The sequence below is a fragment of the Variovorax sp. V93 genome (assembly GCF_041154485.1).
Taxonomy (GTDB): domain Bacteria; phylum Pseudomonadota; class Gammaproteobacteria; order Burkholderiales; family Burkholderiaceae_C; genus Variovorax; species Variovorax beijingensis_A.
Window position 1 is genome coordinate 4,207,947 of the sequence record NZ_AP028669.1, and the last position, 21,543, is coordinate 4,229,489.

General features: G+C 68.3%; 21 protein-coding genes. 10 read left to right on the forward strand and 11 right to left on the reverse strand.

All coding sequences use genetic code 11. From position 1 onward, the window contains the following. The first annotated feature begins 51 nt into the window (after positions 1 to 51). Positions 52 to 1,011, forward strand: a complete 960-nt coding sequence (locus ACAM54_RS19885; protein ID WP_369648715.1) for an isopenicillin N synthase family dioxygenase — start codon at positions 52 to 54, stop codon at positions 1,009 to 1,011. Positions 1,012 to 1,017: 6 nt separating this feature from the next. Here ACAM54_RS19885 and ACAM54_RS19890 read toward each other — a convergent pair whose 3' ends face one another. After that, positions 1,018 to 1,707 carry an HAD family phosphatase gene (locus ACAM54_RS19890; RefSeq protein WP_145745580.1) on the reverse strand — a complete coding sequence of 230 codons (690 nt, stop codon included), beginning with the start codon at positions 1,705 to 1,707 and terminating at the stop codon, positions 1,018 to 1,020. A gap of 82 nt (positions 1,708 to 1,789) precedes the next feature. Then, the gene (locus ACAM54_RS19895) at positions 1,790 to 3,130 is read right to left on the reverse strand and encodes an MFS transporter (protein ID WP_145745582.1); all 1,341 of its coding nucleotides are present in this window, start codon (positions 3,128 to 3,130) and stop codon (positions 1,790 to 1,792) included. A gap of 175 nt (positions 3,131 to 3,305) precedes the next feature. Here ACAM54_RS19895 and cyoA point away from each other — a divergent pair, with 175 nt between their 5' ends. The 8 genes from cyoA to ACAM54_RS19935 are packed head-to-tail and all read left to right on the forward strand — an operon-like array spanning position 3,306 to position 10,858. Further along, on the forward strand, positions 3,306 to 4,334 hold the full coding sequence (gene cyoA / locus ACAM54_RS19900; protein WP_369648716.1) for a ubiquinol oxidase subunit II: 1,029 nt from the start codon (positions 3,306 to 3,308) through the stop codon (positions 4,332 to 4,334). Positions 4,335 to 4,336: 2 nt separating this feature from the next. Further along, on the forward strand, positions 4,337 to 6,343 hold the full coding sequence (cyoB, locus tag ACAM54_RS19905) for a cytochrome o ubiquinol oxidase subunit I (RefSeq protein ID WP_369648717.1): 2,007 nt from the start codon (positions 4,337 to 4,339) through the stop codon (positions 6,341 to 6,343). Continuing rightward, on the forward strand, positions 6,336 to 7,001 hold the full coding sequence (gene cyoC, locus ACAM54_RS19910) for a cytochrome o ubiquinol oxidase subunit III (protein ID WP_369648718.1): 666 nt from the start codon (positions 6,336 to 6,338) through the stop codon (positions 6,999 to 7,001). Before cyoB ends, cyoC begins: the two co-directional genes overlap by 8 nt. Further along, complete coding sequence (cyoD, locus tag ACAM54_RS19915; RefSeq protein WP_369648719.1) at positions 6,998 to 7,411, forward strand: cytochrome o ubiquinol oxidase subunit IV; 414 nt, start codon at positions 6,998 to 7,000, stop codon at positions 7,409 to 7,411. The genes cyoC and cyoD overlap by 4 nt, the downstream gene beginning before the upstream one ends. Continuing rightward, positions 7,408 to 8,265, forward strand: coding sequence for an SURF1 family protein (locus ACAM54_RS19920; RefSeq protein ID WP_369648720.1), 858 nt, complete (start codon positions 7,408 to 7,410; stop codon positions 8,263 to 8,265). The genes cyoD and ACAM54_RS19920 overlap by 4 nt, the downstream gene beginning before the upstream one ends. Further along, positions 8,249 to 9,649, forward strand: coding sequence for an ATP-binding protein (locus ACAM54_RS19925; protein WP_145745593.1), 1,401 nt, complete (start codon positions 8,249 to 8,251; stop codon positions 9,647 to 9,649). The genes ACAM54_RS19920 and ACAM54_RS19925 overlap by 17 nt, the downstream gene beginning before the upstream one ends. Then, entirely contained in the window at positions 9,646 to 10,194 is a 549-nt protein-coding gene (locus ACAM54_RS19930; protein WP_369648721.1) for a response regulator transcription factor, read from the forward strand. The genes ACAM54_RS19925 and ACAM54_RS19930 overlap by 4 nt, the downstream gene beginning before the upstream one ends. 1 nt (position 10,195) lies before the next feature. Beyond that, positions 10,196 to 10,858 carry a hemolysin III family protein gene (locus ACAM54_RS19935; protein WP_369648722.1) on the forward strand — a complete coding sequence of 221 codons (663 nt, stop codon included), beginning with the start codon at positions 10,196 to 10,198 and terminating at the stop codon, positions 10,856 to 10,858. A 344-nt stretch (positions 10,859 to 11,202) separates the two neighbouring features. Here the strand turns inward: ACAM54_RS19935 and ACAM54_RS19940 are convergent, their stop codons facing one another. Together ACAM54_RS19940 and ACAM54_RS19945 are read right to left on the reverse strand one after the other, a co-directional pair. Continuing rightward, positions 11,203 to 11,427: a SlyX family protein gene (locus ACAM54_RS19940; RefSeq protein ID WP_145745598.1), complete on the reverse strand. Its 225-nt coding sequence runs from the start codon at positions 11,425 to 11,427 to the stop codon at positions 11,203 to 11,205. A gap of 66 nt (positions 11,428 to 11,493) precedes the next feature. Beyond that, entirely contained in the window at positions 11,494 to 13,014 is a 1,521-nt protein-coding gene (locus ACAM54_RS19945; RefSeq protein WP_369648723.1) for an MFS transporter, read from the reverse strand. A gap of 109 nt (positions 13,015 to 13,123) precedes the next feature. Here ACAM54_RS19945 and ACAM54_RS19950 point away from each other — a divergent pair, with 109 nt between their 5' ends. Then, on the forward strand, positions 13,124 to 14,020 hold the full coding sequence (locus ACAM54_RS19950; RefSeq protein ID WP_369648724.1) for a LysR family transcriptional regulator: 897 nt from the start codon (positions 13,124 to 13,126) through the stop codon (positions 14,018 to 14,020). Here ACAM54_RS19950 and ACAM54_RS19955 read toward each other — a convergent pair. The 7 genes from ACAM54_RS19955 to fdh3B all read right to left on the reverse strand — a co-directional run bounded on the left by ACAM54_RS19955 (position 13,992) and on the right by fdh3B (position 21,537). Further along, a complete protein-coding gene (locus ACAM54_RS19955) occupies positions 13,992 to 15,473 on the reverse strand; it encodes an AAA family ATPase (RefSeq protein WP_369648725.1) in 1,482 nt (493 codons plus the stop codon). The genes ACAM54_RS19950 and ACAM54_RS19955 overlap by 29 nt on opposite strands. Positions 15,474 to 15,561: 88 nt before the next feature. After that, on the reverse strand, positions 15,562 to 18,078 hold the full coding sequence (locus tag ACAM54_RS19960) for an ABC transporter permease (protein WP_369648726.1): 2,517 nt from the start codon (positions 18,076 to 18,078) through the stop codon (positions 15,562 to 15,564). Positions 18,079 to 18,148: 70 nt separating this feature from the next. After that, positions 18,149 to 19,021: a formate dehydrogenase accessory sulfurtransferase FdhD gene (locus ACAM54_RS19965; protein WP_369648727.1), complete on the reverse strand. Its 873-nt coding sequence runs from the start codon at positions 19,019 to 19,021 to the stop codon at positions 18,149 to 18,151. Continuing rightward, positions 19,018 to 19,431 carry a hypothetical protein gene (locus tag ACAM54_RS19970; RefSeq protein WP_369648728.1) on the reverse strand — a complete coding sequence of 138 codons (414 nt, stop codon included), beginning with the start codon at positions 19,429 to 19,431 and terminating at the stop codon, positions 19,018 to 19,020. The genes ACAM54_RS19965 and ACAM54_RS19970 overlap by 4 nt, the downstream gene beginning before the upstream one ends. After that, the gene (locus ACAM54_RS19975) at positions 19,428 to 20,651 is read right to left on the reverse strand and encodes a formate dehydrogenase subunit gamma (RefSeq protein WP_369648729.1); all 1,224 of its coding nucleotides are present in this window, start codon (positions 20,649 to 20,651) and stop codon (positions 19,428 to 19,430) included. Before ACAM54_RS19975 ends, ACAM54_RS19970 begins: the two co-directional genes overlap by 4 nt. A gap of 11 nt (positions 20,652 to 20,662) precedes the next feature. Then, complete coding sequence (locus tag ACAM54_RS19980; RefSeq protein WP_369648730.1) at positions 20,663 to 20,917, reverse strand: hypothetical protein; 255 nt, start codon at positions 20,915 to 20,917, stop codon at positions 20,663 to 20,665. Next, the gene (gene fdh3B / locus ACAM54_RS19985) at positions 20,914 to 21,537 is read right to left on the reverse strand and encodes a formate dehydrogenase FDH3 subunit beta (protein WP_015866837.1); all 624 of its coding nucleotides are present in this window, start codon (positions 21,535 to 21,537) and stop codon (positions 20,914 to 20,916) included. The genes ACAM54_RS19980 and fdh3B overlap by 4 nt, the downstream gene beginning before the upstream one ends. Between the last annotated feature and the right edge of the window lie 6 nt (positions 21,538 to 21,543).

Sequence of the window (21,543 nt, forward strand, 5' to 3'; positions counted from 1 at the left end):
CACGCCCATGACCGACACACAGACGCTTCCCTGATCGACGTCGCCCCGCTCGTGGCCGGCGCTGCTGGCCGCGAAAGCGTGGCCGCGCAGATCGGCGCCGCCTGCCGCGCGCATGGCTTCTTCTATGCCACGGGCCACGGTGTCGATGCGGCGCTGGTGCGGCGGCTCGAAGAGCTGAGCCGCCGCTTCTTCGCGCTGCCCGAAGAAACCAAGATGCAGTGGCGCATGGCCCTGGGCGGGCGCGCATGGCGCGGCTACTTCCCGCTCGGCGGCGAGCTGACCTCGGGCCGGCCTGACTGGAAGGAAGGCCTCTACCTCGGCACCGAGCTGCCCGATTCGCATCCGCTGGTACAGGCGAAGACACCGGTGCACGGGCCCAACCTGTTCCCCGACGTGCCGGGTTTGCGCGAAACCATCCTCGCCTACATGGCGGCCGTCGCGCAACTGGGCCACCGGCTGATGGAGGGCATCGCGCTGAGCCTGGGCCTGCCGGCGGCGTACTTCGCAGAGCGCTACACGGCCGACCCGCTGATCCTGTTCCGCCTCTTCAACTACCCTTCGCAGCCCGTGCCCGAGGGCCTCGACGTGCAGTGGGGCGTGGGCGAGCACACCGACTACGGCCTGCTCACGATCCTGCACCAGGACGACGTGGGTGGCCTCGCCGTGCACACGCCCGGCGGCTGGATCGATGCGCCGCCGATTCCGGGCTCCTTCGTCTGCAACATCGGCGACATGCTCGACCGCATGACCGGCGGGCTCTACAGGTCGACGCCGCACCGCGTGAAGCGCAACACCTCGGGCCGCGACCGGCTCTCGTTTCCGCTGTTCTTCGATCCGAACTTCGAGGCGCGCGTGCAGCGCATCGAAGGCCTTGCAGGTGCCGAGGCGCGCGACGACAGCGCCGAGCGCTGGGACCGCGCCAACGTGCACGCCTTCAACGGCCGCTATGGCGACTACCTGCTCGCCAAGGTGTCGAAGGTGTTTCCACAGCTGCGCGACGAGGTGCTCTGACCCCGGCTACGCGAGCTTCTCCAGAGGCATGGGAAACCAGCGCGGCACGTGTGCGATGGCCTCGTGCAGCGAGTCGAGCACATGGAATGCCCGCTCGACGATCGCAGCGGGCGGGTGCTTGAGGTCCGGCACGATCACGACGCGAAGGCCCGCCGCCAGCGCGGCCTTGGCACCGTTCTCGCTGTCCTCGAAGGCCACGCAGTGCGCCGGGTCCACGCCCAGGCGCTCGGCCGCGAGCAGGTAGAGCGCCGGGTCGGGCTTGGCGCGCGCCACCTCGTCGCCGCCCGCGAAGGCCTCGAAGTGATGGAGCACGTCGAGGCTGCCGAGGCAGGCCGCGATCTGGCCGCGCGCGGACGACGAGGCGACCGCGCAGCGTGTGCCGCGTCCGCGCAAGGCAGCGAGCAACTCGGCCGCGCCGGGCTTGATGGGAAAGAGCGGCCGGGCGTCGCCCTCGGCGCGCTGCAGCTGCAGCGCGGCGGTCACTTGCGTCGCCGCATGCTGGTAGGCGGCCGCGCCGCCGAGCAGCGCCGCGAGGATCTGCTTCGACTCGGCCATGGCCAGCCCCACGCATTGCAGGTACTGGGCGTGCGAAAGCTCGATGTCGAGCGTGCGGGCCGCTTCGATCCAGGCGGCCATGATGGGCCGTTCCGAATCGATGAGCAGCCCGTCCATGTCGAAAATGGCGGCGGTGAACATGGAGTGATCCTAAGCCCGCGCGGCGGAAAGCAAAAAAAGGGCCGGCGGCCCCTTTCTGTAGAAAACGGCCGCGATCCGCCGCTCAGTCGCGCACCAGCGCCCTATTGAGCCCGAGCGCCGCCAGCGTGCCGACGGCACCGGACAGCAGATAGACGCTCACGTAGGCCAGCCCGAAATTCGCCGACAGCCCCAGCGCCACCAGCGGCGCGAAGGCGGCGCCGATGAGCCAGGCCAGGTCGGCCGTGAGCGCGGCGCCGGTGTAGCGGTACTTGGGCTCGAAGTTCGAGGTCACGGCGCCGGCCGCCTGGCCGTACGACAGGCCCAGCAGCACGAAGCCCAGCAGGATGAAGATGTCCTGCCCGAGGCGGCCGCCGTCGAGCAGCGTGGGCGCAAAGCCGCTGAACACCGCGATCATCGCGGCCAGCCCGCCCAGCGTGAAACGCCGTCCCACGCGGTCGGCGACCAGGCCCGAGGCCACGATGCCGCCGGCGCAGAACACCGCGCCGACCATCTGCACCACCAGGAACTCGGTGATCGACTGGTCGGAGTACAGCGTGATCCACGACAGCGGGAACACGGTGATCAGGTGGAACAGCGCGTAGCTGGCCAGCGCCGCGAACGCGCCGATCAGCAGGTTGGCGCCCTGCGAGCGGGTCAGCTCGACCACGCTGGTGGGCTGCAGTTCGCGCTCTTCGAGCAGGCGGGAATACTCTTCGGTGGCCACCAGCCGCAGGCGCGCGAACAGCGCCACCACGTTGATCGCGAAGGCCACGTAGAAGGTGTAGCGCCAGCCCCAGTCGAGGAAGTCCTTGAGCGGCAGGTTGGCGTAGAGGTAGGCGAACAGCGCGCTCGCCACGAAAAAGCCGAGCGGCGCGCCCAGCTGGCCCAGCATGGCGTACCAGCCGCGGCGGTTCTCCGGCGCATTGAGCGCCAGCAGCGAGGGCAGGCCGTCCCACGAGCCGCCGAGCGCAAGGCCCTGGGCGAAGCGGAACACCGACAGCAGCACGATCGACGTGAACCCGAGGCTCGCATAGCCCGGCAGGAAGGCGATGCCCGCGGTGGAGGTGCCCAGCACGAACAGCGCGATGGTCAGCTTGGCTTCCCGCCCGAAGCGCCGCTGGATGGCCATCGAAATGACGGTTCCGAACGGCCGCGCAAGGAATGCGAAGGAAAAAACCACGAAGGCGTAGAGGGTTCCCTCGAGGCGCGCCTCGAACGGGAAGAACACCGCCGGGAACACCAGCACCGAGGCAATGCCGTAGACGAAGAAGTCGAAATATTCCGACGCCCGGCCGATGATCACGCCCACGGCGATCTCGCCGGGTGCGATGTGGGAATGTTCGTCGCCCTGCCGGGCGTCGTTTCCGGACGTGTTCGGCACAGGCTGTGCGCCTTGCGGACTGATGCTGGACGTCGTCGTCATTGCGTTTTTTAATTCGGGTGTCACCGGCAGTGACCAAGGTAGACCATTGAACAGGGTCCAAGCGTCTCACCGAATGAGGATTCCCGCCATAGGACAAAACGTCCAATAGGCGGCGAAGGCCTTTGGTCGTAGATTGTGGAGTCTTTGCGCAGCCCACGCACTTCTTTCTTTCGGCATGCCCACCCTCAAATCTCTTCGCCGATGGCCCCTGTTGCTTCCGCTTGCCTTGCTGGCAGGCTGCAACACGGTGCTCATGAACCCTTCCGGCGACATCGCCAACCAGCAGGGACGCCTGATCGTCGTCTCCACCGTGCTGATGCTGATCATCATCATTCCGGTGATCGCGCTGACCCTCTTCTTTGCCTGGCGCTATCGCCAGTCGAACAAGGAGGCCGACTACAGCCCCGACTGGGACCACTCCACCCAGCTCGAGCTCGCGATCTGGGCCGCGCCGCTGCTGATCATCATCGCGCTGGGTGCCATCACCTGGATCAGCACCCACACGCTCGACCCGTACCGGCCGCTCAGCCGGCTCGACGCCGAGCGCCCGGTTCCCGCCGAGGCCAAGCCGCTGGTGGTCGAAGTGGTGGCGCTCGACTGGAAATGGCTCTTCATCTACCCCGAGCAGGGCTTTGCCACGGTGAATGAAATGGCCGCGCCGGTCGACCGGCCGATCACCTTCAAGATCACCGCCTCCTCGGTGATGAACTCCTTCTTCATTCCCGCGCTGGCCGGCCAGATCTATGCCATGCCGGGCATGGAGACCAAGCTGCATGCGGTCATCAACAAGCCCGGCGAGTTCGAGGGCTTCTCGGCCAACTACAGCGGCGCGGGCTTCTCGGGCATGCGCTTCAAGTTCCACGGCCTGAGCAACACCGACTTCGACCAGTGGGTGCAGAAGGTCAAGGCCGGCAAGGACGGCGAACTCACGCGCGAGCAGTACAAGAAGCTCGAAGCGCCGAGCGAGCGCGAGCCGGTGCGGCACTACGCCGCGGTGGCGCCCGACCTGTACGACGCCATCCTCAACCTCTGCGTCGACCGCAACAAGATGTGCATGAAGGAAATGATGGCCATCGATGCGGACGGCGGGCTGGGCAAGCCCGGCGCGTTCAACATTGCCACCAAGAAGGCCTGGCAGGCTGACACCCTCACCAATTCGCCCACGCGCAAGTACGTCACGGCGATGTGCACCACCGAAGAATGACGATGTTCGAGAACCTTGACCTGACGAAGCTCATCTTCGGCCGCCTCACCTGGGAGGCGATTCCCTTCCACGAGCCGATCCTGCTCGCCACCTTCATCGCGGTCGCCCTCGGCGGCCTCGCACTGCTGGGCGCCATCACCTACTACAAGGTCTGGGGCGTGCTGTGGCGCGACTGGATCACCAGCATCGACCACAAGAAGATCGGCATCATGTACATCATCCTCGGCCTGGTGATGCTGCTGCGCGGCTTCTCCGACGCCATCATGATGCGGGCCCAGCAGGCCATCGCCTTCGGCGACAACGCCGGCTTCCTGCCGCCGCACCACTACGACCAGATCTTCACCGCCCACGGCGTGATCATGATCTTCTTCGTGGCGATGCCGCTGGTCACGGGCCTCATGAACTTCGTGGTGCCGCTGCAGATCGGCGCACGCGACGTGGCCTTCCCGTTCCTGAACAACTTCAGCTTCTGGATGACCACCTTCGGCGCCGGCCTCGTGATGGCGTCGCTGTTCGTCGGCGAATTCGCCAAGACCGGCTGGCTCGCCTACCCGCCGCTGTCGAGCATTCTCTTCAGCCCCGACGTGGGGGTGGACTACTACATCTGGTCGTTGCAGATCGCGGGGGTCGGCACCCTGCTGTCCGGCGTCAACCTGCTGGCCACCATCGTGAAGATGCGCGCGCCCGGCATGACGATGATGAAGATGCCCGTCTTCACCTGGACGGCTCTCTGCACCAACGTGCTGATCGTGGCCGCCTTCCCGGTGCTCACGGCCGTGCTCGCGCTGCTGTCGCTCGACCGCTACGTCGGCACCAACTTCTTCACGAACGACCTCGGCGGCAACGCCATGATGTACGTGAACCTGATCTGGATCTGGGGCCACCCCGAGGTGTACATCCTGATCCTGCCGGCCTTCGGCATCTTCTCGGAAGTGGTCTCCACCTTCAGCGGCAAGCGCCTGTTCGGCTACGCCTCGATGGTCTACGCCACGGTGGTGATCACGATCCTGTCGTACCTCGTGTGGCTGCACCACTTCTTCACCATGGGCTCGGGCGCCAGCGTGAACTCGTTCTTCGGCATCACGACGATGATCATCTCGATCCCGACGGGCGCAAAGATCTTCAACTGGCTCTTCACCATGTACCGCGGCCGCATCCGCTTCGAGCTGCCCATGATGTGGACCATCGGCTTCATGATCACCTTCGTGATCGGCGGCATGACGGGCGTGCTGCTCGCGGTGCCCCCGGCCGACTTCGTGCTGCACAACAGCCTGTTCCTGATCGCCCACTTCCACAATGTGATCATCGGCGGCGTGCTGTTCGGCATGCTGGCGGGCATCACCTACTGGTTCCCGAAGGCCTTCGGCTACAAGCTCGATCCGTTCTGGGGCAAGTGCTCGTTCTGGTTCTGGATCGTGGGCTTCTGGTTCGCGTTCATGCCGCTGTATGTGCTGGGCCTGATGGGCGTCACGCGCCGCATGAGCCACTTCCAGGACATGTCGCTGCAGATCTGGTTCCAGGTGGCGGCCTTCGGCGCAGTGCTGATCGCGCTGGGCATCGCCTCGTTCCTGATCCAGCTGGTGGTGAGCTACATCCGCCGCGATTCGCTGCGCGACACCACGGGCGACCCGTGGAACGGCCGCACGCTCGAATGGTCGACCTCGTCGCCCCCGCCGGCCTACAACTTCGCGTTCACGCCGCGCATCCACGACAACGACGCCTGGACCGACATGAAGCGCCGCGGCTACACCCGCCCGGTCGACGGCTTCACGCCCATCCACATGCCCAAGAACACGGCCGCCGGCTTCATCATCGCGGCCCTGGCCGGAACCTGCGGCTTCGCGTTGATCTGGCAGATGTGGCTGGTGGCGGGCGTGGCTTTCTTCGCCATGCTGGCGGCCGTGATCATCCACACCTTCAACTACAAGCGCGACTACCACATCCCCGCGGAAGAGGTCGTTCGCACCGAGGACGAACGCACCCGCCTCCTGGCAGCAGCCCATGTCTGATACCACCGCCCTCCACTCCCCCGCGGCCGGCCACGCCCACAGCGACGCCACGGGCAAGCCGCCCGTGTTCGAGCTGTTCCACGTCGGCAACGACCACCATCCGGAAAACGGCACGCTGCTCGGCTTCTGGCTCTACCTGATGAGCGACTGCCTCGTCTTCGCCTGCCTGTTCGCGGTGTATGGCGTGCTGGGCCGAAGCTACGCGGCCGGCCCTTCGGGCGCCGACCTGTTCGACCTGCCGCTGGTGGCGGTCAACACCTCGCTGCTGCTGCTGTCGTCCATCACCTATGGCTTCGCCGTGCTCGAAATGCAGAGAAAGCGCATGGGCGGCACGCTGGCCTGGCTGGCCATCACGGGCCTGCTGGGCGCGGGCTTCATCGGCCTGGAGCTCTACGAATTCGCGCACCTGATCCACGAAGGCGCGGGCCCGCAGCGCAGCGCCTTCCTGTCGTCGTTCTTCGCGCTGGTGGGCACCCACGGGCTGCACGTGACCTTCGGCATCGTCTGGCTCATCGTGCTGATGATCCAGCTGCCCAAGCATGGCTTCAGCGCCGCGAATCGCCGCCGCCTGATGTGCCTGTCGATGTTCTGGCACTTCCTGGACGTGGTGTGGATCGGCGTCTTCACCTTTGTTTATCTGATGGGATCGATGGCATGAGCACCGCCCACACCGAAACCGTAGCGCACGGCCATGGCGCACACGATGCGCACGACGACCATCACGACGACGGCCCCGTCAGCCACAGCACCTTCAAGGGCTACATGACCGGCTTCGTGCTGGCCGTGATCCTGACCGCGATTCCGTTCTGGCTCGTCATGGGCAACGTGCTCGGCAAGCCGAGCACCACCTCGCTCGTGATCCTGGGCTTTGCCGCGGTGCAGATCGTGGTCCACATGATCTACTTCCTGCACATGGACGCCAAGTCCGAGAGCGGCTGGAACATGCTGGCGCTGATCTTCACGATCGTGCTCGTCGTCATCACGCTGGCCGGATCGCTCTGGGTCATGTACCACATGAACGCCAACATGATGCCGATGTCGGTGCACGACATGAAGAACATGCCTTGACGCCCCCGCCGCCAGAGCCCAGCACCCACGACGCCACACCCGCCGGCCGCCCGCGCGGCGCGGCGGCCCGGGTGGCACTGGCGGTCTGCGCGGCCCTGGCCTTTGCGGGCTTCTTCGCGCTCGGCACCTGGCAGGTCGAGCGCAGGGCCTGGAAGCTCGATCTCATTGCCCGCGTCGAGCAGCGCGTGCATGCCCCGGCCTCCGAAGCGCCCGGACGCGAGCGCTGGCCGCAGGTCAACGCGGCCGACGACGAATACCGCCGCGTGCGCATCGCCGGCCGCTTCCTCCACGGCAAGGAAACCCTGGTGCAGGCCAGCACCCGGCTCGGCGCCGGCTTCTGGGTGCTGACGCCGCTGCAGGCCGCCGACGGCAGCATCTTGCTGGTCAACCGCGGCTTCGTGCCGCCCGAGGCGCGCGAGCGCACCGCCCGCGCGGCCAACGAACCCCAGGGCGAAACCACCGTGACCGGCCTCCTGCGCATCAGCGAGCCCAAAGGCGGCTTCCTGCGCAGGAACGAGCCGGCCGCCGATCGCTGGTTCTCGCGCGACGTGCAGGCCATTGCCGCGGCACGCGGCCTCCACGACGCGGCACCGTACTTCGTCGATGCCGAGGCCGCGCCCTCCCCGCCCGGCGCGCCCCCCGCCTGGCCCGCCGCGGGCCTCACGGTCATCGCCTTTCCGAACAGCCACCTCGTCTACGCGATCACCTGGTACGGCCTTGCGCTGATGGTCCTGGGCGCAGCCTGGTTCGGCTGGCGCGAGGGGCGCAGGCGCGCTGGCAGGACCGGCGGCGGCACAGGCGAAAATACGGCCCATGTCGACGCCACCGCCCGCCCCGATGCCCGCCGCGACTGAAGCCGTCGCAGTCGCGGGGGAACTGCATCCGCCGCGCGCGGGCGTGGCAAGCCTGGACAACGCCACCGGCCACAAGAACATGCAGCAGCTGATCGAGCTGCGGTGGTTCGCGGTGGTGGGGCAGGTCGCCACCATCCTGGTCGTGCACTACGGCTTCGGCATCCGGCTGCCGCTGGAGCACATGCTGCAGGTGCTGACCTGCCTCGCACTCTTCAACGGCGTGAGCCTGCTGCGCTCGCGCAGCCCGCGCCGCGTGACCAACGGCGAGCTCTTCCTCGCGCTGCTGGTCGACGTGGCCACGCTCACCGCACAGCTCTACCTGAGCGGCGGCGCCACCAACCCCTTCGTCTTCCTGTACCTGCTGCAGGTCATCCTGGGGGCGGTGCTTCTGAAGGCCTGGTCGACCTGGACCATCGTGGTCGTCACCTGCCTCTGCTTTGCGGGGCTGGCGCTGTTCTCGCGCCCGCTCGCGCTGCCGCTGGACCACGACCGCGGGCTCTGGAGTCCCTACGTGCAGGGCATGCTGGTCTGCTTTGCGCTCAACGCGGCGCTGCTGGTGGTGTTCATCACGCGCATCAGCCGCAACCTGCGTGCACGCGACGCGCGGCTGGCCGACCTGCGCCAGCGCGCATCGGAAGAGGAGCACATCGTGCGCATGGGCCTGCTGGCCTCGGGCGCCGCGCACGAACTGGGCACGCCGCTTGCCACGCTGGCCGTGATCCTGGGCGACTGGCGCCGACTGCCGCATTTCAGTTCCGATCCCGAACTGCTGACCGAGGTGGCCGAGATGGAACTGCAGATCCAGCGCTGCAAGAGCATCGTGAGCGGCATCCTGCTGTCGGCCGGCGAGGCGCGCGGCGAATCGTCGGAAGAAACCACCGTCCGCACCTTTCTTGACGAACTGGTCGAGGAATGGCGCAGCACGCGTCCGGTCGAGGAATTCGACTACGAGAACCGCTTTGGCCAGGACCTGCCCATGGTCTCCGACTCGGCGCTCAAGCAGATGATCTGCAACGTGCTCGACAATGCGCTGGAAGCCTCGCCGCACTGGCTGCGCTTCGAGGTGGCGCACGACGCCGACGCGCTGACCCTCACGGTCACCGATGCCGGCCCGGGCTTCCTGCCGGCCATCCTGAAGGAGTTCGGCAAACCCTACCAGTCGAGCAAGGGCCGCCCGGGCGGCGGGCTCGGGCTGTTCCTGGTGGTGAACGTGGCGCGCACCCTGGGCGGCCGCGTCGCGGTGCACAACCGGCCCGAGGGCGGCGCCATCGTGGTCATCACGCTGCCGCTTGCGGCGGTCGTGCTCGAAGAGGAAGACGAGGAAGAAGAGACCCAGGCCATCGGCGCCGCCGACACCATCATCGATCGAAACGCAAGGCCATGACGGAAACCACCGAAGCCGAACGCCAGCTGCTGATCGTCGAGGACGACGCGGCCTTCGCGCGCACGCTCGGCAAGTCGTTCGAGCGCCGCGGCTATGCGGTCGCGCACGCCACCAATGCCGAGGAGGTCGAGGCGCTGCTGCAGGCCCGTTCGCCCGGCTATGCGGTGGTCGACCTGAAGCTCAACGGCGAGGCCTCGGGCCTGGCCTGCGTGCAGATGCTGCACCGGCACAACCCGAAGATGCTGATCGTAGTGCTCACGGGCTTTGCCAGCATTGCCACGGCCGTCGAGGCCATCAAGCTCGGCGCCTGCCACTACCTGGCCAAGCCGTCGAACACCGACGACATCGAGGCCGCCTTCGGCCGCGCCACCGGCACCACGGAGGTGGAGCTGACCAACCGCCCGACCTCGATCAAGACGCTCGAATGGGAGCGCATCCACGAGACGCTGGCCGAGACCGGCTTCAACATTTCCGAAACCGCGCGGCGGCTCGGCATGCACCGGCGCACGCTGGCGCGCAAGCTGGGCAAGCAGCAGGTGAAATAGCATGACTTCCAGAAAACCGATGTCTGCGGTCCGCGCCCAGACCGCGCTCGAAGAGATCTTCAATGCATTGAGCCACGGCCTTGGCCTGCTGCTGGCCATTGCCTCGCTGCCGATCCTGGTCTACAGCGCTGCCCAGAAGGGCCAGGCCGCGAGCGTGGTCGGCGCCTCGCTCTTTGCCGGCACGGCGATCGTGCTGTATTTGATCTCCACGCTGTACCACGCACTGCCGATGGGCCGGGCCAAGGCCTGGTTCAACCGGCTCGACCACGCGGCCATCTATCTGTTCATCGCGGGCAGCTACATGCCGTTTCTCTTCGGCGTGCTGCGCGGGCCCTGGGGCTGGATGCTGTTCGGCTGCATCTGCGCCGCGGCGGCGCTCGGCGTGGGCGCCAAGCTGTTCAACCGGCTGCAGCATCCGCTGTGGTCGACCGGGCTCTACGTGGCGATGGGCTGGATGGCGCTGATGGCGGCGGTGCCGCTGTACGAGCGCATGTCGCCGGCGGGCCTGGGATGGCTCGTGGCCGGCGGGCTGTTCTACACCGCGGGTGCGGTGGTCTTCCTGTTCGACAACAAGGTGCGCTTTGCCCATTCGGTGTGGCACCTGTTCGTGCTGGCGGGCAGCACCTGCCACTTCTTTGCGGTGCTCTGGCATTCGCACGGTTGATCTTGTTGGGGTGAGCTGAACGACGCTCTTGTTCCTGGCGCTGTTGTTCAGGGCGCGTGCACAGGCCACCGGGGACTCCCCTCCGCGAATGTCCCCCGGCCTGCGGCCTCCTCCTTGATTTCGCTGCGGGGAGCACCCGATGCCCTGTGCACGATGGGCGCGGCTGTGGTGCTGGCCGATCAACCACCGCTCTGAATAACGATCACGTCGATGGGGTGCCTTGCGCAGCGAAATCAAGGGGGAGGCCGAAGGCCGGGGGACATTCGCTTCGCCGCGTACCCCGTCGGCGGGAGTGCGCCCTGAACAATGCCCCCAAGCGACCAGACAGATCGCCGGACAACCGCTCAGTAATGCGGCGGCAGCTCGTCGCGCAAGTTGCGCGCCGCCCCGTCCTGCCCCGCATTCTGGCTCTGCTGCTTGAGCTGCGCGACCTGCAGGATCAGGCTGTCGATCTGCTGCTGTTGGCGGTAGATCGTCATGTTGAGCTGCTCCAAGAGGTCTTCGGCATAGCTCGACTTGATCTCGAGTTCGGTCAGGCGCTCTGCGAGTTCGTTCGGTGGATAGTCCATGCCGCTATTGGACAGGAAGATCCACCGTTTTTTTGTGACGCCGCGCTCCGCGCCTGACCCCGCCGTTCAACAGGCCGAGGACTCCAAAGCCACCGCCCCAGCCCCGGCGTGCGTCTCGCCCCGCAGGAACGCGAACACCACCATCGCCGTCAGCACCGTGACACCGGCCAGCACGCACAGCAGCGTGCCGAAGGCCGCGCCGTAGGCCTGCAACAGCGCCGCGCGGTCCACGCCCGGCAACAGCGCGAGGGCCTGCGACCAGTCGCCCGTCGTCATCCGCTGTGCCGCCTGCGATGTCGCGGCGGGATGCGCCGGCAGGCGGCCGAGCTGCCATGCGACCAGTGCCGTGAGCCCGGCGCCCACCAGCGCGAGTGCAATCCCCTCGCCCGCCACCCGCACGGTGTTGAAGATGCCCGACGCCATGCCCGCGCGCTCGCGCGGCACCACGCTCACCGCGAGCCCGTCCATCAGGCCCCAGGGCAATCCGATGCCCGCGCCGATCAGCAGCAGCGGCCACACGATGACGTGCAGCGGCGTGCCCGGCGCGCAGCGGCTGAGCCAGAACAGCCCCGCCGCGCACACCAGCAGGCCCACGGCCGAGATCGCGCCCGCCGGGAACCGGTGCGCGAGCGAGGCCGCGAGCGTCGGCACCACGAGGATCGGCCCCGAGAGCGCGAACATGAAGCTGCCCGCCTCGAGCGCGCTGCGCCCCTCCAGCCCGATGAAGCGGATCGGCAGCAGCACCAGCAGCACCACGAAGCCATAGGCCGGCGCTGCGGCCAGCAACTGCACGCCCACGAAGCGCGGAAAGCGCAACAGCGACAGGTCGAGCATCGGATGCGCCACGCGCCGCTCGATGGCAATGAAGGCCGCCCCCATCAGCATGGCGCCCGCCAGCGCGGCGATCACCCACGGGCTGCCCCAGCCGCTGTCGGGCGCCTGCAGCACGCCGAGCGTCAGCAGGCTCAGCGCGCCGGTGAACGTGACCGTGCCCGCCACGTCCAGCCCCATCGCATCCGGATTGCGCGACTCGCGCATGCCCGGCGCCGCGATGCCCAGCGCGATGAGGCTGATCGCGCCGGGGCTCAGCATCACCGAGCGCCAGCCGAAGGATTCGGCGAGCCAGCCCGAGAGGATGGCGCCACACGACAGCCCCACGCCGAACGACGTGCCGATCAGGCTGAACGCCCGCGTGCGCGCCGCGCCGTCGAACACCTGCGCCAGTGCCGCCGTGCCGGCCGCGAAGGCCGCGGCCGACCCCAGCCCCTGCAGCCCGCGTGCGAGATCGAAGACAGCGATGCGCGGCGCGAGCGTCAGCAGCGAACTGCTGAGCGCAACCACCGCCAGCCCCAGCAGAAAGACCCGCTTGCGCCCATAGGTGTCGGCCAGCGCGCCCGCCGCCATCAGCGTGGCGCCGAAGCTCAGCATGAAGGCGTTGGTCACCCAGTTGAGCTGCACCGGGCTGCCGCCCAGCGCATCGCGGATCGCGGGCAGCACCACCGCCGGGCCGGTGAAGCTCAGCGGCATGCCCAGCGCCGCGAGGCAGACGGCGGCCAGCAGCCAGTTCTTGTGGGAAGACGAAGACATCGAAGGCTTTCACTCAAAAGGAGAACGAAGGCACAGAAGATAGAAAGGAATCAATGGAATGAGAATGGCGCCTTCGATCCTCACACTCCCAACCCAGGGTTGCCAATCCATGGACAGTTTCAGCGGACTCGAATCCTTCGTGCGGGCAGCCGACCTGCTGAGCTTTGCCAAGGCCGGCCGGCTGCTGGGCATCTCGGCCTCGGCCGTGGGCAAGAACGTTGCACGGCTCGAACAGCAGCTGGGCCTGCGGCTTTTCAACCGCACCACGCGGCATGTGCGGCTGACCGAGGAAGGCGCGATGTTCCACGAGCGCTGCCGCCGCATCCTCGACGAGCTCGACGATGCGCGCGCGATGATGCAGGACGCCGCGGCGGCCCCGCGCGGCCGCCTGCGCGTGAGCCTGCCGACCATCGGTTACCGCTTCCTGCTGCCGGTGCTGCCGGCCTTCAAGGCGCGCTATCCCGAGATCGAACTCGACCTCGACTTCAACGACCGGCTGGTCGACGTGATCGCCGAAGGTGTGGACGTGGCGATCCGCAGCGGCGAGCTGGGCGATTCGCAACTCGTGGCGCGCCGGCTCGGTCCGTTCTGCTTCGTGCTCGTCGCATCTCCGGACTACCTTGCGCGCCACGGTGTGCCGCAGGTGCCGGCCGACCTCGCGCAGCACAGCTGCCTGCGCTACAAGTTCGTGACCGGCGGCAAGATCGAGGACTGGGACCTGCCGGGCCTGCCCGCGCAGCTGCCGCCCGGGCTGCTCTGCAACAACATGGAGGCCATGCTCGGCGCGGCGGTGGCCGGCCTCGGCGTGGCCTACATGCCCGACTTTCTCGCGCGCGATTCGCTCTGCCGCGGCGAACTGCAGCGCGTGCTCGAAACGCACCTGGTGCGCCAGGGGCAGTTCTCGGCGCTGTGGCCATCGAGCCGGCAGCTGTCGCCGAAGGTGCGGGCCTTCGTGGACTTCGCGAGCGAGCACATGTTCAGGGAAGACTTGCCACCGGTTCGCTGACCTCGCGCGATCGCACCTCGACACGCGCAGTGCTCTCCTTTGGCTGCGGCTTCGCGGCCTCGCCCCCCATCCGGCTCAGCGCGAGCGCGGCCTGCAGCGGGTAAAGCGTGCGCGCGTCGCCCTCGGCCTTGTTGCTCACGGTGGTGCCGGCGGCTTCGCTCGTGCTGGCCGTGCGCACCGCGTCGGGCCGGTGCACGGGCACCATGAAGGGCGAGTGCGTGGTGTAGATGATCTGGTTGGCGAAGTCCTGCTCGAAGTGCGCGAGCAGGTCGGCCTGCGAGAGCGCATGCAGGTGCAGGCCGGGCTCGTCCAGCAGCAGCATGGCATCGCCGGCACCCTTCGTATCCGCGAAGAAGGTGACGTAGAACGAGAAGAACCACTGGAAGCCCCGGCTGCGCTCGTCGAGGTTCACTTCCACGTCGTAGGCGCGGCTCGGGTCGGACACCAGCGTGTCCATGTACGGTCCGTCGAGGTTGAAGCGCACCTTGAGCTCGCGGTCCTTCCAGAGCCGGCGGATCTCGGCGGTGACGACGGAGCCGGCGCGGTTGGCGAGCTGGTTGCGCGTGGCCTGGTCGTTCTTCTCCAGCAGCTCCTGCAGCTGCTGCGGATCGAGCCCCGCGGCCTTGCAGAGCTTCTCGAAGCTGCGCTGCGCGGGCGCGGCCTGCCCCCAGCCCTTGCGTGCGAGGTGCTCGGCAATGTTCTGCCGGCCGGGCAGCGCCGGGTACTCGTCCACGTAGATGAACCGGGGCAGCTTGTCGAGCACCCACTGCTTCGCCTTCGCGAGCGCCGGCGTGTCGTTGGCGATGGCGCGGGCCATCTCCTCGAGCTCGGCCAGCATCTGCTCCTGCTTGTCGCTGAGTTCGGCGCCTGCGGCAGCCAGTGCCTTGCGCAGCGACTGCAGTGCCGCCACCGCACCTGCAGACCACCGGATGTAGTCGGGGCTCAGGATCATCGCGGCGTCGAAGGCGTCGGCCGCCTGCTCCAGCATCGCGCGCACCTCCTCGGCGAGCTTCTCGGCCGCGGCCTTCACCGCGGGCACGATCTTGCGCACCTTGCCCTTGATGTCGGACACGTCGAGCGAGAGGTCGCCGAGTCCTTCGAGGCCGCTCCAGCGCGCCGTGCCGTAGCCCCGGCCCGCGGTGACGTGGCGCACGTTGGCCGCGCGCGGAAGCATCTGCGCCAGTTCGGCCCGCTCGCTGTCTTCGAGGGCCCAGCGCGTCGCGACGACCGGCGTGTCGCCCTGGCATTCCTCCAGGCGGCGATGCCGCGGAAAGTCCTTGATCGGACTGAGTTCGGCCACGCCCTCGGCCGGGTTCAGGCTGTGCAGCGCGCGCAGCAGGTTCGACTTGCCGCTGTCGTTTCGGCCGAGGATCGCCGTGATCTGCGAAGTGTCGATGGAGCCGCTGTCGTTGATCGAGCGAAAGTTGGTGATCTGGAATGACGCCAAGCGCATGGAAGGGGGTTCTCTTCGTATGATGAATGCAGGGCCGGGGAATGTATTGCATTCCCCGGCCCTGCCCGCCCCTCGCGGAAAGAAAAATCTATTCCGCCGCGCGCCGCAGCGTGTCGACCACCGGCCTGCGCAGCACATCGCGCAGGCCCCACCAGCCCGCCGCCAGCGCCAGCACCGCGCCCGCGAGCGCACCGGCGATCGGCACGATGGGCGACGCCGTCCAGGTGAAGTCGAACACATAGCGCGCCAGGCCCCAGCCGATGGCCGAGGCCACGATGCTCGCGAGGAAGCCCGCCAACAGGCCCACGCCCGCCAGCTCGGCGCGCTGCACCTGGCGCAGCAGGCTGGCCCGCGCGCCCACCGCGCGCATCACGGCGAACTCGCGCGCGCGCTCCTCGCGCGTGGCCGTGACCGCGGCGAACAGCACCACCAGCCCCGCCGCGAGCGTGAAGCCGAACAGGAACTCGACCGCGCGGATCACCTGGTCGAGCACGCGCTGCACCTGGTTGATGGTGGCGCTCATGTCGACGTTGGTCACGTTGGGGTAGCTGCGCACCAGCGCGTTGTCGAAGCCGCGGGTCTCGGGCGCGCGGAAGGCGCCCATGTAGGTCACCGGCACGTCGGGCAGCGCGGCCACGGTGTACATCACGAAGAAGTTCGCATGCATCGAGCCCCAGTCGACCTTGCGCAGCGAGGTGATGCGCGCATCGTTCTGCATGCCGCCGATGTCGAAGCGCAGCACGTCGCCGAGCTTGAGGCCGAGCGTCTCGGCCAGGCCTTCCTCGACGCTCACTTCGCCGGGCGCATCGGGCTTCCATGCGCCGGCCACGATGCTGTTGTGCGGCGGCGCCTCCACGCTGTTGCTGAGGTTGAACTCGCGGTCGACCAGGCGCTTGGCGCGGTCTTCCAGGTAGTCGTCGGGCGACACCGGCTTGTCGTTGACGGCCACCAGGCGGCCGCGGATCATCGGATACCAGTCGAACTTCTTCACGCCGGCATCGCGCAGCGACTTCTGGAACGCCGTGCTCTGGTCGGGCATGACGTTGATCACGAAGCGGTTCGGCGCATCGGGCGGCGTGGCCTTGCGCCAGCTCGCGACCAGGTCGGTGCGCAGCAGCACCAGCAGCACCAGCGCGAGCAGGCCCACGGCCAGCGCGCTGACCTGGACCACCGCGTAGGCCGGCCGCGCGGATATCTGGCGCGTGGCCAGCACCAGCCAGCGCGGCGCGGTGGTCTCATTGACGCTGCGGCGCAGCACCTTCACCGCGAGCCAGCTCAGCAGTGCGAACACGGCCACCGCGCCCGCGAAGCCGCCGACGGCGATCAGGCCCAGCTTCAGGTCGCTGCTGGCCGCGATCAGCAGGGCCGCAAAGCCGGCCACGCCAATGCCCAGCACCGCGAGCGACGCGGGCTTGAGCCCGCCGACGTCGCGCCGGATCACGCGCAGCGGCGGCACCCTGGCCAGCTGCAGCACCGGCGGCAGGCCAAAGGCGAACAGCAGCGTGAGCCCCATGCCCAGGCCGAAGGCCACGGGCCACAAGGTGGCCGCGGGCAGCGCCGCTTCCACCAGCCCCGCGAGCAGCACCACGAACACGTAGTGCACGCCAAAGCCGATCGCCACGCCGAGGCTGCTGGCCACGATGCCGACGACGGCAAACTCGAACGAATAGGCCAGCGCGATGGTGCGCTGGCTCTGGCCGAGCACGCGCAGCATGGCGCAGTCGTCCAGGTGGCTGGCCGCGAAGCCGCGCGCGGCCAGCGCCACCGCCACGGCCGACAGCAGCGCCGCGAGCAGCGCGACCAGGCTCAGGAATTTCTCGGCGCGGTCCAGCGTCTGGCGCATCTCGGGGCGGCCGCCTTCGAAGGAGTCGAGCCGCACGCCGCGCAGCTCGCCCTTCTTGATGGTGGCCTCGGCCCAGTCGGAAAAGCGCTTGACGGCCGCGTTCTCGCCGGCCACGGCATAGCGGTAGCCGACACGGCTCGCGGGCTGCACGAGGCCGGTGCGCGGCACGTCGGCCTGGTTGATCATCACGCGCGGAGAGAAACTCATGAACCCCGCTCCCCGATCCGGCTCCAGGGTAATCACGCGGCCGATGCGTAAACTACTGTCGCCAAGAAGAAGCACGTCCCCCACCTTGAGCGCGAGCGAATCGAGCAGCGAGGCATCGACCCAGACCTCGCCCGCCGGTGGAATGTCGCGCGTGATGCTGCCGGGCGCATCGGGGGCGCTTGCGGTCTGCAGGTTGCCGCGCAGCGGATAGCCCGCGGTCACGGCCTTCAGGGCCACCAGCTTGCTCGCACCGCCCTGGGCGTCGTCGGCTCGCGCCATGGTCGGGAAGCCGTAGGTGCCGGAGCCCTCGAGCCCGAATGCGCGGGCCTGCGCGATGAAGGTCGCAGGCGTGGGGTTGTCGCTCACGACCACCGCGTCGCCGCCGAGCAGCTGCCGCGCATCGCGCTGCAGGCCCCCCTTCAGCCGGTCGGCAAAGAAGCCGACCGCCGTGAGCGCGGCCACGGCCAGCACGACGGCAACGATCAAGAGGCGCAGTTCGCCGGCGCGCAGGTCGCGCCACAAGGTGCGCCAGCCAAGGCGGAAGGAGGCATTCATGGGCGAGACGATAGCCGACGTGCGTGCGGCCGGGGCCTTTCAGGGGCTTACCGCGAGTAGGGTGAAGGCCTTAGGCCGGACTGCGGCGCGCGAGTTCCGGCTGCAGCACCAGCCGGTCGACGCCCGCGTAGCAGACGAAGTGCCGGTTGGTCGCGCGGCCGATGGCGCACAGGCCCACGCGCGTCGCCACCTCATGGCCCATCTGCGTGATGCCGCTGCGCGAGACCACGATGGGCACGCCCATCTGCGCCGACTTGATCACCATCTCGCTCGTGAGCCGGCCGGTGGTGTAGAAGACGCGGTCGCCGGCCAGCGCGCCCGGCGGCTGCATGGCGCACCAGCCCGCGATGGTGTCGATGGCGTTGTGGCGGCCCACGTCTTCCACGAAGCAGTGCATCGTGGCCTCGGTGCCGCCGGGCTCGAGCGTGAACAGCGCGCAGCCGTGCACCGACCCGGCCGACTTGTAGGTGCTCTCCTGGAGCCGGATCGCATTGACCAGCGCATAGAGCTGTGCCTGCGTCATGCGCGTGGGCGGCAGCTGGAGCTTGTCGATGTCGGCCATCAGGTCGCCGAACACGCTGCCCTGGCCGCAGCCGGTGGTCACCACCTTCTTGGCGGTGCGCTCCTCGATGCGGTCGATGCCCGCGTGCGTCCTGACGGCGGCGGCGCCGACCTCCCAGTCGACCGTGACCGACTCGACGTCACTGGCCGCTTCGATCAGGCGCTGGTTCAGCAGATAGCCCAGCACCAGCAGTTCGGGCTGGGCACCGAGCGTCATCAGCGTGACGAGTTCGCGCCGGTCCACGTACACCGTGAGGTCGCGCTCGGCGGGAATGGAGACGGTGCCGCGCGCGCCATGCTCGTCGACGACCTCGACCTCGCGCGTCAGCGCGGCGCGGGCCTGGGTGAGACGCGGGAGCGGCAACGGCAGCGACGTCGTCACTGCGCCTTCGGCGTGGGATTGGTGGTGGCGGCAGGCTGCACGGTGCTGGGCGGCGATGCAGCCGTGGTGGCCGGCGAATGCGCGCCCGAAGCCTCGATGGGCTTGGCTTCCGCCGGCGGCGTGAAGGCGAAGGGGCCGGGGTCGGCGCAGGGCGGCGTGGCAGGCGCCGCGGGCACCGGCTTGCCGGCCGCGGCGGCGCTGGCGCGGTACTTGGCCGCGACGCGGTCCTGCGCCTGGCAGAGCTTGAAGGCATCGACCTTGCCGCTCCAGGCGGTCTTGGCCGCGGCTTCGGCGGCCTTGGCCTTGGCTTCGGGGGTGGCGGGCGGCGGCGGCAGCTTGGCCCATGCAACGGGCGCGGCCAGCGCGAGCACCAGCAGCGATGCGCAAGAGAGATTCAACGGCAGCTTCATGAGGGTGTTCCTTCGGCGGGTCTCACGGGCCGCGCGGCCGGTGCCGTGGCCGAGCCGGCCGGCGGCGTGCGCTGCGCCGGGATCTTGCCCGCGGCGATGTCGTCGTACCAGAGTTCGTGGTGTTCCCTGGCCCAGGTCTCGTCGACATAGCCGGTGCGCATGGCCTTGTAGGCGCCTGTCATGCCGAGCGTGCCGATGTAGATGTGGCCCATGATCATCGCGATCATCAACAGGGTTGCGATGCCGTGGACCATGTGCGCCACCTGCATCTCGCCGCGCGTGTAGACGAAGCCCGGCAGCAACTTGTCCAGGAAAAGCCCCGAGCCGATGACGAAGAGGCCGAGGAACAGCACGCCGCCCCAGAAGACCAGCTTCTCGCCCGCGTTGAAGCGGTGCGACGGCACTTCCTTGCCGCCGAACAGGCCGCCGAAGCGCGCGAGCCATTGGAGGTCGCTGGCACGCGGCAGGTTGTCGCGGATGAAGGTGAAGACCATGAACACCGTCGTCACCACGAACAGCGGCCCGACGAAGTTATGGACGTTCTTGAGCGCGTAGGCAATCCAGCCGAAGAGCGTGGCCCCCATCCACGGCATCAGGAAGAACTTGCCGAAGGCCATCACGATGCCGGAGAGCGCGAGCGTGACGAACGCGATGGCGTTCGACCAGTGCGTGGCGCGTTCGAACGGGGTGAAGCGCTCGATCTTGCGGCCGGTCTCCTGGCCGTGCAGTCGAATGGGGCCGCGCGTGAAATAGAAGATGGCCAGTGCCAGCAGCACGACGAACAGCAGCGCCGCACCGTAGGGAATGATCCAGTCGTTGCGCACCTGGCGCCAGGCTTCGCCGGCATTGGTGAGGCGCGAACCCGGGTACTGCACGAAAGGCTGGATCAGGTTGCCGGCCTCGGGCGCCTGGCTTTTCGGCAGGCTGCTGTAGCCGGTCACGCCCTGCCCCACCTGGCGCCACATCGGCGCGTTGTTGCCGGGCTGCACCTTCATGCGCTCGCCATTGGTCTGGTTCGCGTAGTTGGGGTCGGCGCTGGCTTCGGGCTTGACCTCGAAGATGTTCTGGCCGCGGATGCCGCCCGCGGCGGGTTCCGGCGCGGCGGCGGCGGCAGGTGCCGCGGGTGCGGACGTCGTTCCAGGGGCGGCCGGCGGCTGCGCCTGCGCGAAGGCCGTACCCAGCGCGGCAAGAAGAACGAGAGCGGTCAGCGCTTGCTTCATGGGCTCTCCGTTCAGTTCTCTTTGTTGTATTCGTTCTGCCCGTTCTGCGCGCGGGTCTTGAGCTGCTGCTGCCAGGCGGTCTTGTCGCCGACCTTCCAGCCGGGTGCGGTGAACACCGTGCCGACGTTCTCCTGGGTACCCGTGCCGCTCCAGGGCACGGCGTCGTGCTTGACGCCCTGTGCGTTGGTCTGCGGCTTCTCGCCGCAGGCCGCGAGGCAGCTTGCGGCCAGCGCAGCGCCCGCGAAGACGAGGCCCGGCCGCCTCATTTGCGCACTCCGCCGGCCGGCGGGGTACCGGCCTGCTGCGAGCCGTAGGCGGTGCCCCAGCCCCAGACTTCGGCGCCCTTGCCGCGCTGGACCACGCGGGTGCGGAAGATGTCGGCCACCACGTCGCCATCGCCGGCCAGAAGCGCCTTGGTCGAGCACATCTCGGCGCAGGCCGGAAGCTTGCCTTCGGCGAGCCGGTTGCGGCCGTACTTCTCGAACTCGGCTTCGGAGCCGTTGGCCTCGGGGCCGCCGGCGCAGAAGGTGCACTTGTCCATCTTGCCGCGCACGCCGAAGGTGCCTTGCGACGGGAACTGCGGCGCGCCGAACGGGCAGGCGTACGAACAGTAGCCGCAGCCGATGCACACGTCCTTGTCGTGCAGCACCACGCCTTCTTCGGTGCGGTAGAAGCACTGCACCGGACACACGGCCATGCAGGGCGCGTCGGAGCAGTGCATGCAGGCCACCGAGATCGACTTCTCGCCCGGCACCCCGTCGTTGAGCGTGACCACGCGGCGGCGGTTCACGCCCCAGGGCACCTCGTTCTCGTTCTTGCAGGCCGTGACGCAGCCGTTGCACTCGATGCAACGCTCGGCGTCACAGACAAATTTCATTCGTGCCATTGCTTT

What these genes read in the sequence shown, in the direction of transcription:
- ACAM54_RS19890 (WP_145745580.1), bottom strand. Translation starts at nt 1,707, where the DNA reads ATGTTCACCGCCGCCATTTTCGACATGGACGGGCTGCTCATCGATTCG.
- ACAM54_RS19895 (WP_145745582.1), bottom strand. Translation starts at nt 3,130, where the DNA reads ATGACGACGACGTCCAGCATCAGTCCGCAAGGCGCACAGCCTGTGCCG.
- cyoA (WP_369648716.1), top strand. Translation starts at nt 3,306, where the DNA reads ATGCCCACCCTCAAATCTCTTCGCCGATGGCCCCTGTTGCTTCCGCTT.
- cyoB (WP_369648717.1), top strand. Translation starts at nt 4,337, where the DNA reads ATGTTCGAGAACCTTGACCTGACGAAGCTCATCTTCGGCCGCCTCACC.
- cyoC (WP_369648718.1), top strand. Translation starts at nt 6,336, where the DNA reads ATGTCTGATACCACCGCCCTCCACTCCCCCGCGGCCGGCCACGCCCAC.
- cyoD (WP_369648719.1), top strand. Translation starts at nt 6,998, where the DNA reads ATGAGCACCGCCCACACCGAAACCGTAGCGCACGGCCATGGCGCACAC.
- ACAM54_RS19925 (WP_145745593.1), top strand. Translation starts at nt 8,249, where the DNA reads ATGCCCGCCGCGACTGAAGCCGTCGCAGTCGCGGGGGAACTGCATCCG.
- ACAM54_RS19930 (WP_369648721.1), top strand. Translation starts at nt 9,646, where the DNA reads ATGACGGAAACCACCGAAGCCGAACGCCAGCTGCTGATCGTCGAGGAC.
- ACAM54_RS19935 (WP_369648722.1), top strand. Translation starts at nt 10,196, where the DNA reads ATGACTTCCAGAAAACCGATGTCTGCGGTCCGCGCCCAGACCGCGCTC.
- ACAM54_RS19940 (WP_145745598.1), bottom strand. Translation starts at nt 11,427, where the DNA reads ATGGACTATCCACCGAACGAACTCGCAGAGCGCCTGACCGAACTCGAG.
- ACAM54_RS19945 (WP_369648723.1), bottom strand. Translation starts at nt 13,014, where the DNA reads ATGTCTTCGTCTTCCCACAAGAACTGGCTGCTGGCCGCCGTCTGCCTC.
- ACAM54_RS19950 (WP_369648724.1), top strand. Translation starts at nt 13,124, where the DNA reads ATGGACAGTTTCAGCGGACTCGAATCCTTCGTGCGGGCAGCCGACCTG.
- ACAM54_RS19955 (WP_369648725.1), bottom strand. Translation starts at nt 15,473, where the DNA reads ATGCGCTTGGCGTCATTCCAGATCACCAACTTTCGCTCGATCAACGAC.
- ACAM54_RS19960 (WP_369648726.1), bottom strand. Translation starts at nt 18,078, where the DNA reads ATGAATGCCTCCTTCCGCCTTGGCTGGCGCACCTTGTGGCGCGACCTG.
- ACAM54_RS19970 (WP_369648728.1), bottom strand. Translation starts at nt 19,431, where the DNA reads ATGAAGCTGCCGTTGAATCTCTCTTGCGCATCGCTGCTGGTGCTCGCG.
- ACAM54_RS19975 (WP_369648729.1), bottom strand. Translation starts at nt 20,651, where the DNA reads ATGAAGCAAGCGCTGACCGCTCTCGTTCTTCTTGCCGCGCTGGGTACG.
- ACAM54_RS19980 (WP_369648730.1), bottom strand. Translation starts at nt 20,917, where the DNA reads ATGAGGCGGCCGGGCCTCGTCTTCGCGGGCGCTGCGCTGGCCGCAAGC.
- fdh3B (WP_015866837.1), bottom strand. Translation starts at nt 21,537, where the DNA reads ATGGCACGAATGAAATTTGTCTGTGACGCCGAGCGTTGCATCGAGTGC.